This is a genomic window from Candidatus Viridilinea mediisalina, assembly GCF_002532535.1.
Classification (GTDB): Bacteria; Chloroflexota; Chloroflexia; order Chloroflexales; family Chloroflexaceae; genus Viridilinea; species Viridilinea mediisalina.
This window is the reverse complement of sequence record NZ_NQWI01000003.1, coordinates 53,794-68,392: the sequence shown is the minus strand read 5'-3', so window position 1 is coordinate 68,392 and position 14,599 is coordinate 53,794. Positions and strand designations below refer to the sequence as shown.

Genomic DNA, 14,599 nt, shown 5'->3' with positions numbered 1-14,599 from the left:
GTGCCATGGCATACAAAAGCGTATACTGCTAACTGTAAGCAATGGCTTACACAACGCCAAGCGGAAAGGGACGGTGAGCCAACAACGACGCAACACCATCGCAACGAACCGCAGTCTTGTCACAATTGCTCTAGTTGATATAGGTATTCCAGATACCATCCGACAAGACAAACTGGTCTAGGAGCGATGCAGCGTGTACCACGCCTAGGTTTCGTCGCGTTACTCATCCCCAACCTCCGCAACGTAATCGTAGTTTCCATTAGGAGGAACACCATGCTTCGCAGCTTTTTCGCCAAGGAAGAAGGCCAGGGTCTCGTCGAGTACGCACTCATTCTCGTCCTCATCGCCATCGTTGTCATCGGTATCTTGACCTTCTTGGGTGGCGCTGTTTCGGAAGTCTTCTCGGAGATTGGATCGGGCCTCGGCCGCTAATCATCCTCTAGCCCACAATGATTTGCCCCATCCCCCGCTTGCGGGGGGTGGTTTTTTTGTTATGGAGTAGGGGCACAGCAGCGCCGTGCTCTTGGGGAAGCAGAAATTGTTACGTATCCCAGCAGCCTGTCTTGCTGAATAATGCATGATTTGCAGGCATCGTAGTGCCGACTTTAGTCGGCTGAGGTCTTTGCCAGCGATGGGAAGCCGACTAAAGTTGGCACTACCTACAGCGCAAACAGGAACGTTCCTACGAATCTTCGCTCAGGGTGGCAACGCAACGGGGCAATCAACAACATCCGCTTCCCCTACACCTCAAGCCCCAGGGCTGCGAAGCGTTCACGCAGGAGCACCTCGGCGTTGAGCAGGCGGGCTCGTTCGATCAGGTAGGCGTGGTCAAGTTTTTGGCGGCGCACGATGCCCTCGACATCAATCTGGTCGTGTTTGCCTTCGGCTTGCCCACGGCCCAAGAGCAGCTTATGGGCAATGACATCTTCGGGGGCAACGACGCCCACTTGGGCACCGAGCAGGGGCATGCGGCGGAGGCGCTGGCGCATAGGTTCATCGAGCAGCAGGGGGTAGGTTTGCCCCGCCCGGCGTAAGGTGAGGTCATCAAAAATCTTGATGCCACGCCAAAGAATCCGCTGCCCATCAAATTGGACCGCTTTGCCACTGCCTTGGAGCAGTTTGACTACCTGAGGCAGTTGGCCGCGCATAATGAGCAGGTCAACATCTTGGATCGGACGACGGTTGCCATAGAGGTGGGCTGCCGCACCAGCAAAGACCCCCCAGGGCATATTGGCACCATCGAGCAGGCGTTGGACAACGGCGAGATTTCCGGCAATCAAGGACATGGGTGTCTTCCTCAAGGCTGTGGGGCGGCGAGAGGCTTTTTGAGGTACAGAGTTTTTTACCACAGAGGCACAGAGAGCACAGAGGTTTTGGGGTTAGGGAGTGTACGGGAATGGCGCTTATCTCAGCATCTCTGTGTCCTCGGTGCCTCTGTGGTGCATAGCTCTATTGTCTCTTCGCCCTCTATCTTACCACCCCATTGTTACGATGCTGTTCCAACCAAGCTTCGCGGGTGAGCAGCATTTCATAGAATTCAACGAAGGTCTCGAAGCGGCTACGTCGAAAGAAGGTGAGCAATTCGGTATGGCGCGGATCATTGAGTTGGCGCAGGGCCGGATCGCGTCCGGCGCTACGCCATTCACTCTCGATGTAGCGAAAGCCTAGCCGTTCGTAGCAACGCACGGCACGGCGGTTGAAGGCGGCGACATCGAGGTACATAGAGCTAAACTCCAACGGCCCAAAGTAGTGGTCGAGAAAGAGCGCGAGCGCCTCGGTGCCGAGCCCTTGGCCCACATGGGCCTGGGAGAGGGAGATGCCTAAACGGGCACATGTGCCATCGGTTTCGACCTCGCGCAGAGAGATGCGCCCAATCAAGCGTTGCTGCAGGTTGTCTACGGCCCAGACATAGCGTTGGGCTTGCCAGCCCCGCCCGCCAAACTCATCATAGAGCGAAATGCGCGGAATATTCCAGAGGGTATGCAAAGGTTCATAGTAGCGTGGCCAGAGTTCTTGGGCAAGGTTATCGCTACGCTGCCAGGGGCGAAGCAAGACCCGTTGACCGTAGATGATCCGCGCTTGCGTGTGTCGTTGCATCACTGACCTTCGCTCGTTCAACGCGGTTGGAGGTAGTTGAGTGACATCCAGCCTTCCACTGGACGGCCATCCACTTCGACTCGGACACGCAGCCAAGGGATGTTGTCTTCGATCCGTGGGCCGTCCAGTTTGCGTACGGTAGCACCATTGGGGATGACGGCAATGATATTGCTCGCATCGTGGGCCTGGGGAACACGGCGTAGATTCAAGCCCTCGGCGATATTGACCACATAGATCTCTTCGCGGCTGAAGAGGCTACTGATCCAAACCAGTGGATTTGCCGGGCGCTCGGTTATACCCGTCACGCCAATGACCGCAAAGTAGGTGGCACCTACGACCGCAAAGAGCATACTGGTCATGAGCAACCATGCGATCAGGCTACTCATCATGCGTTGGCGGCGCCATGGGGCGGCATTGGGGGCACGCCGCTTACTACTAGGACGTGGGGGCGGGGCAGCAACTGGGGGGATGTTCAGGCGGGCGGTTGGCGCTTTGCTGGTTGCTGCGGGGGCAGGCGTGGTTGCTGCTGGTAGCGCATTGATCTGGTTGCGGGCGAGTGGGCGCGTCGCGGCCCCCAACTCGCGCCAGAGGCTATCGAGTGCTAGACCAAAACTCTGAGCATCGGGGAAACGCTCATGAGGACGGCGTGCGGTCGCACGGGTCAGCAAGGCTTCCAATGAGGGTAGGTAGAGATTAGGTTGAACTTGACGTAACATGGAGGGCGTGGTTTGTAGATGCGCCAAAGCAATGCTGCGGGCATCATGGCCACGCATAGGTCGTTCGCCGGTCAACAGTTCATAGAGCAGCAGGCCCAGAGCATAGACACTACTCGAACGATTGGCTGGCTGGCCCTCAGTCAATTCAGGTGCCCGGTAGTGGGCTTGGTCGCGCTGGAGTTCATCCAAGGGTAGCAGCCAATTATCCACGAGCCGCACTTGGCCTTCATCCACCAGCAGGACATTGCTGCTCGAGATGGGCGGATGGTAGAGCCCTTGGGGCATATTGGCATCGGCCTGAGCTTGGCAGACCGTCAGCGCCCCGCTGAGTTGGCGTAGATAGAGCAGCGCCTGTTCAACCGTGAGCAGGCCCAAGCCGTGCAACGGGCGTCCGGTGCAATATTCGGTGACCATAAAGGGGCGACCGCCAACCTCACCGCTATCAAAGATCTCCAGCAAGGCTGGATGGGAGCGGCGGGCCATCTGGGCAATCTCGTTCAGAAAGCGTTCGTGGGGATGGGCTTGGCCCAGCAACTCTTTGCGGAGCAGGTGCAACAAGACACGGCGTTGCAAACGCTCATCGGCAGCCGCATAGACAACCGCCCAGCGCGTAGCGCCCAACTGTGTAGCGACGCGATAACGGCCAAAGAGCAGGGGCGGAGCGGAAGGGGTTTCGCTTGTATGTTCGGCGGTCACGTGCAGTTCAGCCTCACTTGTCACTCATCACTCATCACTTGTCACTCATCACTCATCACTTGTCACTCATCACTCATCACTTGTCACTCATCACTGATATGAGGGTTCACGCAGACAAGCCACCAACTCATAGTGGCCCTCCTGCCACGCAGCGAAAGTCACTTCGTGGCAACCAAATGCTTGTAATGTTTGTTCGAGGTGCATGCGTTGAAACGCACGTCCGGGGAGCAAGCGTGCCCAACTATCGGGTACTTTACTTAGCAGCAGTGTACCACCAGGACGCAAGACGCGCACCATTTCAGCAAGGGCATGGCGCGGATGGGGGAAATATTCAAGCGCCTCGAGGCATGTCACAAGATCGAACGTAGCGTTCGGTGCGGGCAATGCCTCCGCTTCGGCTTGTAGCCATAGGATCGGGAGTTGCGCGGATTTAGCTTGTGCTGTTGTGAGCATCGCCGGGGTAAGATCAAGGGCAACGACCACGCCGTTGAAATTGGCAGAGCCATAGAGCAGCAGGGGTACGCGCCCAGTCCCGGTGGCTACATCGAGCACGTGGGGATAGGCGTGGTTGCCTAGAGCGGCTTGCATGTGCGTTTGCAGGATCGCATCGGCCTCGGCTTGCCACGGCTGCCGCAGTGCATCATAGTGCTTGGCCCCTAGCCGATAGATCAGGCGTACCGCCCAACGCCCGAAGTAGGCCCCTTCAGCAAGAATCACCTGCCAATAGAGGAGCGCCCCTACCCCAAGGCCACCAGCCAACCAGCCCAGGATACGGTAGATCATGGAGAGAATTATACCATCCAGTGGGGGGGCGGGGACGGCGAAGCCGCTCCCACAAGTCTTTGTTAGCCCGAAGAAACTCTGGGCCGCGCCGCTTGGCTTCGACGGGCTGGCTTCGACAAGCTCAGCCAGCGCGTCGCTGGCTGAGATCGTCGAAGCCAGCCCGTCGGGCGTAGCCCCAGGTACACCCTTTTTGCACAATAAAGGCACAAGAAAAGCACAAATCATGTTCAACGCAAGCTTGTGCAAAACATGTTAAAATTGTAAAGATTGCTGCACCTGAACAGATGGAGCGCCCGCTTGGTCATGCTCAGGGGCAGCCTGTGTTGTTTCCACTAAGTCTTAGCGAATTCGAGGTGGACTATGGCGTGCTACCTGATCGCAGGCGCTTCGGGCTATGTTGGTTCGCGCCTTGCCGAGCGGCTTCTGGCTGCCGGCCAGCGGGTGCGAGGTCTTGTGCGTAACCCCGACACGCTCATGGTTGAGCGTCTTGCAGCGCGGGGGATGACGGTCTGGATTGGCGATCTGACTCGCCCTGCAAGCCTCGTCGGGATTGCCGACGGGGTTGATTATGTCTATAATCTGACATCGCGCTCGGTGCTAGAGAATGGTTCCTTGCAGCGCACCTACGTGGACGGCAATCAGCATCTGATTGCCGCCTGTTCGCGTGCGCGTTCGGTGCGGCGCTATATCTTCACCTCCAATCTGGCCCCCTATGGTGATTGTGGTGATCGGCTGGTGACTGAAGATACACCAGTTGCGCCGCTGCATCCCTTGGCTGAGGTGATGGTGGCAGCCGAACAAACCTTGCTGGAAGCAGCACGGCAACACCGCTTTCCGGCAATGATTCTGCGTTGCGCTTCGCTCTATGGGCCAGAACGTGATCCCGTGCAGGCGGTGGCCGATGGCATCGCAACGATCTATGGCAATGGGCGCAATTTTGTGGCCCATATCCACATTGATGATCTGCTGGAGGTGCTGTTGGCCCTGCCAAGCTACGGTCAGCCAGGCGCGATCTACAATGTTGGCGATGATCACCCGATGCGCTTGCTCGATTTTCAGGGTGAGGTGCGCCAACGCCTGGGCATGGTACCCCCGCGCACCGTCGCGCCTGCGGCAGCGCTTGCCGCTGGCATTGATCCCACCATTGTGGGCATGCTCAGCGCCTCCGTGCGTCTCGATAATAGCCGCATGAAGCACGATCTGCCACTTACGCTGCGCTACCCCAGTCTTATGGATTGGCTCGATGAGCGCCTGCCGGTGGCCGAAGAGCTCTCGTTGGTGGTGTGAGTCAGGAGAGATACAGAGGTATGTACCACAGAGGCACCGAGGGCACAGAGGTTTTTGAGTTGGGCGTGCAAACAACGGTGATTGCGCTCACCTCATCAATAATTATCTCTGTGTTCTCTGTGCCTCTGTGGTGAAAAACTCTGTACCTCTTACAAACTCTCTCTCTCTCTCGCTGCACTGGTTTGCACCATCTCGCATTGTGGGCAGGTGCCAAAGAGTTCCATCAGGTGAGCATTGATCCGAAAGCCGGTGCGTGCTTCAAGTTGCTCGATCAGTTGCTGTACCCCGCAGTTGTCGAAATGCTCCATTGCTCCGCAGCTTGTGCAGATGATATGGTGGTTGTGGTGGCCTGTGCCTAAGCTGTAGCGGTGGCACTCGTCGAGGCCGTGGATGCGTTCGAGGATGTGCAGTTCGCAGAGTAGACGTACCGTGCGGAAGATGCTGGCAATCCCCGGTGACTCGCCACGCTCAATCAGCCACTGTTCCAACTCCTGCACACTGAAGGCCCCTGGTAGCGCCGTGGCCGCTTGCAGCACCGCGAGGCGTGGCCTCGTGACTTTATAGCCCGCCGCTACGAGTTGCTCGGCTAAACTCGTCACAGCGGCGGGTAGTTCTTCGCGCCGCGCATTGAGCAAGCGGCTCATGACTCTCTCCTTAGATGATATACACTCTCACTATTGACAAAGTAGTGATCCAATGATACCGTATAAACGCAAGTGGTGTGAAGCGGAGAGCAGGAGAGCAGCGAACAGGAGAACAGAGAACAGGCGAACAGGAGAACAGAGAACAGGCGAACAGAGAACAGGCGAACAGCAGCGTATCCTGATTTTCCCTTTTCCCTTTTCCCTTTTCCCTTTTCCCTTTTCCCTTTTCCCTTTTCCCTTTTCCCTTTTTCCTTTTCCCTTTTCCCTTTTCCCTTTTCCCTTCCAAACCCATGCCCATCTATCTTTTTGGTTGCCCAGAGTGTGAGATTGAACTCGAAGAGTTGCGCCCCGCTTGGCGTGCCGATGAGCCGCTTGAGTGTCCGGTTTGCCATGGCCTGTGTGTGCGCGAACCGAGCCGCTTTAGTGTGCGTTCGGCCCCGCCACCGCCCCAACCTGTCTATGCCAATCCGCAGCAGGTGGCACGGGCTTTGCATGGCCTCGATTGCGACTGCTGTCGCCCACGACGACGTTAATACCATAGCCGATAGCCGATAGCCGATAGCTGAAAGCCGGACATGGCGTCTCAATGTGCTTGAATGTCATTAGGCATGCGGCCTGTTCAATGGTAATTGGTATTAATACCAAATTTTGATGAAGCTTTACAGTTTGGCGACATTCAGCGCATCCCGATGGCGCAAACCTATTTTCTATTTTCTATATCCTTACCTTTCGGAGACTCCCTATGACTCTTGCCAAGCCCTTTAAGCCGGTGCCGTTGACGATTTTGACTGGTTTTCTTGGTGCTGGAAAGACGACTCTGCTCAATCGGATTCTGCACGCCGACCATGGCTTGAAGGTGGCGGTGCTGGTCAATGATTTTGGTAGTATCAATATTGATACCCAGTTGGTTGTTGGTGTTGAGGGTGAGGCGATTTCACTGGCTAATGGCTGTATCTGCTGCACGATTCGTGGCGATCTGCTCAATACTGCGCTGCAACTCCTTGCCCGCGATGAGCCGCCGGAGTATCTGGTGATTGAGGCGAGTGGTGTGAGTGATCCATGGGCCGTGGCCGAGACCTTTGAGTTGCCGGAGTTGCGCCCCTATGTGCAGCTTGATGGCGTGATTACGGTGGTTGATGCTGAGTATGTGCGTCAGCAGGAGCAGTATGAAGATCTGGTGGTTGATCAGATCAGCGCCGCTGATATTGTCGTTCTCAGTAAGGTTGATCTCGTTGAGGCTCAACAGCAGGCTGAGGTTGAGGCTTGGGTGCGCCAGATTGTGCCCAGAGCCCGCATTCTTCCCGCTGTCCATGGTGATGTGCCTTTCAACCTATTGCTAGGCGTGGGGCAGTATCGCATGAGCCTGACCTCTATGCAGCAGACGCCCCAGCAGGCAAGCTGTGGTCATGAGCATGCGCCTGGCGAGACCTGTGATCACCATCACGATCACGACCACCACCACGATCATAGTGTCGCCTTTAGTACCTGGAGTTACACCAGCACGCGTCCCTTCACGCTGCCAGCCCTGCGCCAAGTGGTTCTCAATCTGCCAGTAGCGATCTTTCGCGCCAAAGGCTTGATCTATCTTGCCGAAGCCCCCGACCGGCGCGTGGTCTTACAGGCAGTTGGGGTGCGGGTCAATGTAACCCTCGCCGACGCCTGGGGCACAACGCCCCCCGTCACCCAATTGGTCTTCCTCAGCACCCCCGGCGATCTCGATGAGGACGCCATGCAAGCCGCTTTGGACGCATGCCTCAGCGACCTGCCCCAAGCCGCTGAGGTGGCCGCCGAGCAGACGTGGATGCGGGGGGGAGGGGCGAGGTGAGAACAGAAGAACAGAGAACAGAGAACAGGGGGGCAGGGAACAGGGGAACAGAAGAACAGGGGAACAGGGGAACCAAGAACAGGGGAACAGATACTCTACAAAAAAACTCTGTGTTCTCTGTGCCTCTGTGGTGAAAAACTCTGTGTTCTCTAGCGTGAATGAATCTATATGCTTTAAGCTCTCTCCTATGCAACTTGACCATGTACCATTCCAACTGCGGCCCGCCCGCGCTGAGGACTTTTGGGCGGTGGCGCGTCTCTTTGAGGCTCTGCACCATTTTAATGCGGGCTTGGATCGCCGTTTCCGTTTGGATGCCGATTGGGAACGGTTGTTGCAGCAGCACTTTACGCTTACCCATACTGCCCCCGGTTCGCTCTGGCTGCTGGCGTGGTGCGCTGATGCGCCGGTGGGCCTGTTGCTGGTGGAAGCCCATAGCGATTCGCCTATCTTTGCCGAGCGCCGCTGGGCTGAGTTGGTGGCGCTCTATGTTGCCCCTGAACAGCGCGGTGGCCCTTTGGCCCACCAGTTGGTCGAACAGGCCAAGCAGTGGGCGGCGGCGAAGGGCTTTGACCGCTTGCAACTCTATGTGACTGCCCATAATGAACGGGCAAAACGCTTCTATACCAAGTGTGGCCTTGGGCCAACCCAGGAGATTTGGCGGGTTGATCTCAAGCCCACACCCGGAGTTGACCTCCCCGCTGATCCCTCAACGACGGCTGAACAGCCCAGACGCCAGCGGCCTGAATTGGGCCACCATCAATTGGCCATGGAGTTGTCCAATGAACCAGAGGATCAACTATAGCTTGTAGGGTCTACGCCAAGCGGGAATGGCCCGCCTGAGCGCCCTGGATATGTTGGCCGACAAGGGAAGGCTGATGCTGCTGTCCTGCTGGACAGAGCTTGGTTTGCTGTTGCCTAGAATCTGGCTCACAGAACACCTTGTCCTACAAGAAAGGTCGAAAACTCATGTCCCGTTCGCGTCCTTTGTTCCTCGTCCTCTTCGTAGTGCTGGCAATGCTGCTGGCTGCGTGTGGGGCTGCGCCGAGTGCGCAACCGACGACGGCACCTGCCGCCCCTGCGACCGAAGTGCCCGCCACTGAACCGACTGAGGCACCAACCGCCGAGCCGACTGAAGAGCCGGTTGCAGATGTTCCGCCGCTCAATGTGGTTGCGACCTACAGCATTCTGGGCGATCTGGTTGAACATGTCGCAGGCGACCTGATCAACCTGACGACATTGGTGGGCTACGATGGTGACCCCCATGTCTATGAGCCGACCCCGCGTGATAGTGTGACCCTCGCACAGGCCGATCTGCTCTTTGAGAATGGCCTTGAGTTTGAACTCTGGCTCGATGCCCTCTTTGAAGCGTCGGGTTCGCAAGCAACCCGCGTTGTGGTCTCGGAGGGCATTACGCCCTTGCCCTTTGATTGGGATCACCATGATCACGATCATGATCATGATCACGACCACCACAAAGACCCCTTGGCTCATGCCTGCAAGCACTTTGAGGACGAGCCGACCGCTGTGACGGCGGGCACGAGCATGGCGGATGCGGAGGCCATTCCTGATGACCATACGCTCTATGTGGTGAGCCTGAGCGATGGCGCGGGTATGGTTAGCTTGAGCTATGATGAAGAAGGAGACGTGAGCTTCTTCTTGGGTAGCGCAGTGAGTTTGACCCTCAGCCTGGGGACAAGCGAGCTTGAACCTGAAGCGGTTGAGCTGATCAGCGAAGGCTGCGACGCAATTGCGCTTGTCTACACCTTTGAGCTTGAACCGGGCGACTATACGCTCAGCTTTGGCCCCGACGCGGGTGAGCAGGTTGCCCTGGTTTGGGAAGAGGTTGGCCATGATCATGGTCATCATCATGGCGAGTTTGATCCCCATGTCTGGCAGGATCCCAACAACGCGATCATCATGGTCGAGGCCATCCGTGACGCGCTGATGCTCGCCGATGCACCCAATGCTGAGGTCTACGCGCAGAACGCGGCAGCCTACATTGTGGAGCTTGAGGAGTTGGATCGTTTCATCGTAGCAGAGGTGGCGCGGATTCCAATGGCCCAGCGCCAATTGGTGACCAATCACGACACCTTTGGCTATTTTGCGGCACGCTACGGCTTTGAGGTGCTTGGCACCGCGCTAGGGGCCACCACCGAGGCGGCTGATCCGGCGGCGGGTGCAATTGCCGAACTTGTGCAGCAGATCCAGGCCGCAGGGGTGCCTGCCATCTTCACCGAGAACACCAGCAACCCAGCCCTGATGGAGACTATTGCACGCGAAGCGGGGGTGAGCCTGGCGCCGCCGCTCTACACCGATGCGTTAGGTGCGCCGGGGAGCCCAGGGGCCACCTATATTGGCATGGTGCGCGTCAACGTCACCACAATTGTGGAGGCGTTGACGCAGGAGTAGCTAGAGTTTTTGAAGAGGTACCGAGGATTGAACCACAGAGACACAGAGAACACAGAGTTTTTGATGGTAGGAGCGCCAAACAGGTGATTGCTTTGCCACAAACATCTCTGTCTCTGTGTCCTCAGTGCCTCTGTGGTTCAATACTCTGTACCTCACTCACTCTAATGCAAAGTAGCGCGTATTAAAATGATCAGGGCGGAAGCCAATCGAGCTATGTTTGAAGACGATCCGCGCATCGGGGGTGTCGGCGACGCCGGTGAGGGTGATCCAGCCGCTTGCGCTGCCGCCGGGGAAGAGCAGAGCCGAGAGCCGTGGTTCGGGGCCGTTGACCGAGACCCGTTCGGGTTCGGTGGTGCCGTCGGTGGCAGTGAAATAGCCGTTGTTGATCAGCTTGGGCGTCTCTTCAACCCCGATGTAGCGCACATGCACATAGGCCAGCAGGTATTCGCGCCCCGGCGGGGCCGGATCGTTGAAGCGGTTATGGGCTTGGATGCGCTCCCATGCCTCCTCGCCACGGATGACCGCCTCGATACGGATGATCCAATCATCGGTGATTACCTCTTGGTCAATGGTGGCGGGCTCACGCCACTCTTGGCCCACTTGGTTGGCTTGTAGCCCGCTGCGGTCGCTGAATTCGCTCAGGCTGGCGTTGGGGCTCAGCGCCACAAAGCGGCTCTCGGCGAGGATAGAATTGCTGCCCAAAGCGAGCAGCAGGTGCTCTTCTTCCAGCCCGACCATGAAGGCGGCCCAGCCGCCCACTTCAGCCCCACTGGCGACATCGCCGCTGCGCTCGAGGCGCGGGGATGGGGCGACGTTGGCGGTCTGGCTGTAGGCTTCACCGCGAGCGCCAAGCACACGCAGTGCGTTGCCGGGCATACTTTGGCTATCGCGGGCCATAGAGGTCAGGCGGAAGTTGAGCAACAGGTACTCCATGCCTTCGTCGGGCGGGCCATTGTTGGCATTGGCGCGCCGCAATTGTTCGTAGGCATCTTCGCCGCGCACTTGCGCGACAACCTCGACGCGCCAGCCGCCAAACTCAAGGGGCGTATCCATGGGCAGCGGGCTGCTGCGGCTATAGCCCAACTCAGGGTCAAGCGGTGCGGCGGGGGGAGTCGTTGGCAGCACTTCATCGCTCACTGGGGCTGCGGCGGGGATCACGGTGGCGGGCAGGTTGGTAGGCGGGTTGGCGACTGTACCATTGCTACGGGTGAAGAGTGCAGCGGTGAGCAGCAGCCCGGCACCCATACAGAGGGCTACGAACACCATGCCGATCACCGCGATGGGCATGAAAGCTTGGCTTTTGGTAGCGGGCTTCGGCGCTGCGGCAACAGGTGGCGGCGAAGAGGGCGGCGCTGCGGCAGCAGGTGGCGGCGTTGCTGCGGTTACCTTTGTCTCAGCCACAGCGGGAGCGGGCTGGCCTTGGAAGGCGGCACGCAGGGCGTTTCGCATCGCCACCGCCGAGGAGTGACGAAACTCGGGGTTAATACTAAGGCCACGGGTAAGCTCGGCGGCAAGCTCAGGTGGAATCGCCGGATTGAGGCTATCAGCGGAACGTAGTGGGTCGGGCTCATTGCGCACCGAGGCAGTGACGCGGGTCAGCGCATCGGCGGGCGGGCTGCCGGTCAGCAGATTGTAGAGCGTAGCGGCGACTGCATAGAGATCACTGCGTTCATTGGTTCCACTGCCCTGAATTTGTTCAATCGGCGCATACTGGGGCGTATAGCCAAAGAGACTCGCGCCATCACCCTGAGCCATCGTACTCGTCTGGCCCTTGGCGAGGCCAAAATCGAGCAGAATCACCCCACCGTGGGCGGCCAACTTCAGGTTTTGTGGCTTAATATCACGGTGAATAATCGGCGGCGTGCGCCCATGCAGATATTCTAGCGCATCCAAGAGACTTGTAGCCCAAGGGTCCACCTCAGCGGGGCTAAAGGGCGCAGCGCGCTCCTGCAACATCGTCGCCAGATCGGGCCCAGGGATGAACTGCATCACCAAAAACTGGCCGTCCTGCTCAATGAAATGGTCGCTAACCACCGGCAATGCCGGGTGGCTCAAGGAGGCCAGCAGACGCGCCTCACGCTCAAAGGCGGCGCGTAGTGACGGATCGCGCATCAAGGTCTGCTTGAGCGCAACCGTATTGCCTAGTCGTTCGTCGGTAGCCCGATAGACCGCACCCATACCGCCTTGGGCCAACAGTTCACCAATGCGGTAGCGCCCTTGGAGCAGCATGTCTTGCTTAAGATCCATGTGTGCCTCTGCCGTATTACCCTGAGTATTACTCCGTATACGGCAGAAAGAGCCGTTCAAAGAGCAACTCAAAGCTCGGCGAATCGCCGGTCATCTGGTCGTAGAGTTCCACCACGCGCACCACTTGATCACGGCGGCGCCAAAGCGCTTCAGCGAAGCGGTCGTCTTCAATGACACCTCGTTGGATGAGGAAGGCGTAGAACTGCTTCAACGCGGTACAGAGATCGCGCACTTGGCGTTCAGAGGTCTTATTGACACGGCGCGGGTAGTAGAAGAAGAGGCACTCATCGAGGGTCGCGTAGTCACCTTGGGCGAGGGTGCGCCCATAGTAGGAGGCGAGGAACTCGGCATAGATCTTGAGTGCCCGTGAGCGGGCGCGCGCCGTGGTACTCGTTTTACCCATTTCAAGCAGGTAGTCGTAAAACTGGGCAATGAGATCGCTACTCTGATCGAGTGAAACCGAAGTATTGGTATCCTCAAACAGATCTTCAAAGTGGTCAAAATTACCATCATAATCTTCATCCCAATCATCCTCTACCCAATCACCAAAAAAAGATGATTCAAACGTCTCATCTTCATTGGTGATGGGTAAGATGTTGATGCGGGGGAAGAGATCGGGGGCGCGAGCGAGGAGCATATTGAGATGTTGGGCAATAATGACTTCAGCCTCTTCATCGCGGGCCTGATTGAGGCGCGCAATGGTTTCAGGGGGTAACAGTTGAAGCATGCGCTCGTGAGCAGCCTGGAGGGTAGCTTGGTCAACTACAACCCCCTCGGGCTGATCAAAGTCATCATCATCGTCCCAATCGTCATCAAGTTCCCAATCGCCGCCAACGAGTTCATCTTCAAGCTGATCGAAGAGGTGATGCTGGTTGGTATCGTCCTCACTGAAGCCACCGAAGGTTGCGGAGGCGCGTTGCACTTGGCCATTCCAGAGCCCCGCTTCGGCATCGCGTTCACGAGCGCGGTGCAGTTCGTGCTGGAGCGCCTCGATCTGGGCAAGGAGGGCGCGATCGCGGGCTTCATCGGCATCGGCTGCGCGTGGGGGTGGTTCAAAGACCTCGGCGCAGTTGAAGAGCTTGAGCGCACCCAGGGGCTGATTGGTAAGAAAGATGTCATCCACCAGGGTGAGGCGCTCATCGCGCAGCACGAGGTGTTGCCAAGGGGTACCGGGGTAGGCGCTGCGCCATGGTGCGGTAGCAAAGATAGGCAGCACGATCTCATCACAGGGGGCAAGCGTACTCTGTGTGCGCTGGGTACGCTGCAAGATCGCCTCAAGCAACTCAGCATCCTGCTTGGCCACAGCGCTTGCTGAAAAATCCTCGCGCCGTTCGCGGGTCATGGTCAATACCAGCGGATCGCTGCGCGTCACGGTAACAATGATACTATCGCCACTACGGAAACCAACCTTACTGTACCACTGATTCATTGCAAAGGCGGGCATACCGTTCATGTGTGGCTCATCAGGTTTCAGGCTGATAAACTCCAGCGGCCTACCCCAGGCATCCTGCAGAGTAAAGTTCATGCCACGGGTGCCACAGAAGGGCAGCAGATGGGCAAGGGGCAGCATGCCATTTCCAAGATCCTCATCGCGGGGCAGACAGCGAAAGCGCAAGCCATGCAGCGCAATATGCAGAGGCATCAGTTGGCCACGGCCCAGGCGCAACCAGCCCAGCGCCAGTCCATCCCAACGCAGACGTTCGCGAATCGTAGCAAAGGGGTTTTTGGCGTTACTGGGACGCTGTTCGAGCACCCGCTCAAGCACCCGCCGTTCCTCAACGGGGCCATGGTACTCACCGGCAAGTTGCCGGAGAATGGCGGCGATAGTTGGCTCGTGGTGGGTCATAGCCCCTTACTCCATCCTAGCGAGACGATGCGCATGCTAAAGCATCTCC

Annotated in this window: 13 protein-coding genes; 6 read left to right on the top strand and 7 right to left on the bottom strand. The window is 57.9% G+C overall.

The window, feature by feature from the left end; genetic code table 11:
* Positions 1 to 273 precede the first annotated feature (273 nt).
* Positions 274 to 432, top strand: coding sequence for a Flp family type IVb pilin (locus tag CJ255_RS01315; protein WP_097642323.1), 159 nt, complete (start codon positions 274 to 276; stop codon positions 430 to 432).
* Between the two features lie 308 nt (positions 433 to 740).
* Here the strand turns inward: CJ255_RS01315 and CJ255_RS01310 are convergent, their stop codons facing one another.
* The 4 genes from CJ255_RS01310 to CJ255_RS01295 form a co-directional block, all read right to left on the bottom strand.
* Entirely contained in the window at positions 741 to 1,286 is a 546-nt protein-coding gene (locus CJ255_RS01310) for a nucleotidyltransferase family protein (protein WP_097642285.1), read from the bottom strand.
* A 181-nt stretch (positions 1,287 to 1,467) separates the two neighbouring features.
* Positions 1,468 to 2,097: a GNAT family N-acetyltransferase gene (locus CJ255_RS01305; RefSeq protein ID WP_097642284.1), complete on the bottom strand. Its 630-nt coding sequence runs from the start codon at positions 2,095 to 2,097 to the stop codon at positions 1,468 to 1,470.
* 17 nt (positions 2,098 to 2,114) lie between these two features.
* The gene (locus CJ255_RS01300; protein ID WP_245863103.1) at positions 2,115 to 3,533 is read right to left on the bottom strand and encodes a serine/threonine protein kinase; all 1,419 of its coding nucleotides are present in this window, start codon (positions 3,531 to 3,533) and stop codon (positions 2,115 to 2,117) included.
* A 66-nt stretch (positions 3,534 to 3,599) separates the two neighbouring features.
* Positions 3,600 to 4,517, bottom strand: a complete 918-nt coding sequence (locus CJ255_RS01295) for a class I SAM-dependent methyltransferase (RefSeq protein ID WP_097642283.1) — start codon at positions 4,515 to 4,517, stop codon at positions 3,600 to 3,602.
* A gap of 135 nt (positions 4,518 to 4,652) precedes the next feature.
* Between CJ255_RS01295 and CJ255_RS01290 the strand changes: the two genes are divergently transcribed.
* Positions 4,653 to 5,579 (top strand): NAD-dependent epimerase/dehydratase family protein, encoded by a 927-nt coding sequence (locus CJ255_RS01290; RefSeq protein WP_097642282.1) that lies wholly within the window; start codon positions 4,653 to 4,655, stop codon positions 5,577 to 5,579.
* Between the two features lie 149 nt (positions 5,580 to 5,728).
* Here CJ255_RS01290 and CJ255_RS01285 read toward each other — a convergent pair whose 3' ends face one another.
* Positions 5,729 to 6,223 (bottom strand): Fur family transcriptional regulator, encoded by a 495-nt coding sequence (locus tag CJ255_RS01285; RefSeq protein ID WP_097642281.1) that lies wholly within the window; start codon positions 6,221 to 6,223, stop codon positions 5,729 to 5,731.
* A 290-nt stretch (positions 6,224 to 6,513) separates the two neighbouring features.
* Here CJ255_RS01285 and CJ255_RS01275 point away from each other — a divergent pair, with 290 nt between their 5' ends.
* The 4 genes from CJ255_RS01275 to CJ255_RS01260 all read left to right on the top strand — a co-directional run bounded on the left by CJ255_RS01275 (position 6,514) and on the right by CJ255_RS01260 (position 10,457).
* Positions 6,514 to 6,756, top strand: coding sequence for an FmdB family zinc ribbon protein (locus CJ255_RS01275; RefSeq protein ID WP_097642279.1), 243 nt, complete (start codon positions 6,514 to 6,516; stop codon positions 6,754 to 6,756).
* 209 nt (positions 6,757 to 6,965) lie between these two features.
* Complete coding sequence (locus CJ255_RS01270; protein WP_097642278.1) at positions 6,966 to 8,048, top strand: CobW family GTP-binding protein; 1,083 nt, start codon at positions 6,966 to 6,968, stop codon at positions 8,046 to 8,048.
* Positions 8,049 to 8,235: 187 nt separating this feature from the next.
* Positions 8,236 to 8,850 carry a GNAT family N-acetyltransferase gene (locus CJ255_RS01265; protein ID WP_097642277.1) on the top strand — a complete coding sequence of 205 codons (615 nt, stop codon included), beginning with the start codon at positions 8,236 to 8,238 and terminating at the stop codon, positions 8,848 to 8,850.
* Between the two features lie 164 nt (positions 8,851 to 9,014).
* A complete protein-coding gene (locus tag CJ255_RS01260) occupies positions 9,015 to 10,457 on the top strand; it encodes a metal ABC transporter solute-binding protein, Zn/Mn family (RefSeq protein ID WP_097642276.1) in 1,443 nt (480 codons plus the stop codon).
* A 156-nt stretch (positions 10,458 to 10,613) separates the two neighbouring features.
* Here the strand turns inward: CJ255_RS01260 and CJ255_RS01255 are convergent, their stop codons facing one another.
* Together CJ255_RS01255 and CJ255_RS01250 are read right to left on the bottom strand one after the other, a co-directional pair.
* Positions 10,614 to 12,704: a serine/threonine protein kinase gene (locus CJ255_RS01255; RefSeq protein WP_097642275.1), complete on the bottom strand. Its 2,091-nt coding sequence runs from the start codon at positions 12,702 to 12,704 to the stop codon at positions 10,614 to 10,616.
* A gap of 28 nt (positions 12,705 to 12,732) precedes the next feature.
* Entirely contained in the window at positions 12,733 to 14,550 is a 1,818-nt protein-coding gene (locus CJ255_RS01250) for a site-specific integrase (RefSeq protein ID WP_097642274.1), read from the bottom strand.
* Between the last annotated feature and the right edge of the window lie 49 nt (positions 14,551 to 14,599).

Excerpts from the sequence above, each read along its gene's own strand:
- CJ255_RS01315 (WP_097642323.1), top strand. The coding sequence starts at position 274 with ATGCTTCGCAGCTTTTTCGCCAAGGAAGAAGGCCAGGGTCTCGTCGAG.
- CJ255_RS01310 (WP_097642285.1), bottom strand. The coding sequence starts at position 1,286 with ATGTCCTTGATTGCCGGAAATCTCGCCGTTGTCCAACGCCTGCTCGAT.
- CJ255_RS01305 (WP_097642284.1), bottom strand. The coding sequence starts at position 2,097 with ATGCAACGACACACGCAAGCGCGGATCATCTACGGTCAACGGGTCTTG.
- CJ255_RS01295 (WP_097642283.1), bottom strand. The coding sequence starts at position 4,517 with ATGATTTGTGCTTTTCTTGTGCCTTTATTGTGCAAAAAGGGTGTACCT.
- CJ255_RS01290 (WP_097642282.1), top strand. The coding sequence starts at position 4,653 with ATGGCGTGCTACCTGATCGCAGGCGCTTCGGGCTATGTTGGTTCGCGC.
- CJ255_RS01285 (WP_097642281.1), bottom strand. The coding sequence starts at position 6,223 with ATGAGCCGCTTGCTCAATGCGCGGCGCGAAGAACTACCCGCCGCTGTG.
- CJ255_RS01275 (WP_097642279.1), top strand. The coding sequence starts at position 6,514 with ATGCCCATCTATCTTTTTGGTTGCCCAGAGTGTGAGATTGAACTCGAA.
- CJ255_RS01270 (WP_097642278.1), top strand. The coding sequence starts at position 6,966 with ATGACTCTTGCCAAGCCCTTTAAGCCGGTGCCGTTGACGATTTTGACT.
- CJ255_RS01265 (WP_097642277.1), top strand. The coding sequence starts at position 8,236 with ATGCAACTTGACCATGTACCATTCCAACTGCGGCCCGCCCGCGCTGAG.
- CJ255_RS01260 (WP_097642276.1), top strand. The coding sequence starts at position 9,015 with ATGTCCCGTTCGCGTCCTTTGTTCCTCGTCCTCTTCGTAGTGCTGGCA.
- CJ255_RS01255 (WP_097642275.1), bottom strand. The coding sequence starts at position 12,704 with ATGGATCTTAAGCAAGACATGCTGCTCCAAGGGCGCTACCGCATTGGT.
- CJ255_RS01250 (WP_097642274.1), bottom strand. The coding sequence starts at position 14,550 with ATGACCCACCACGAGCCAACTATCGCCGCCATTCTCCGGCAACTTGCC.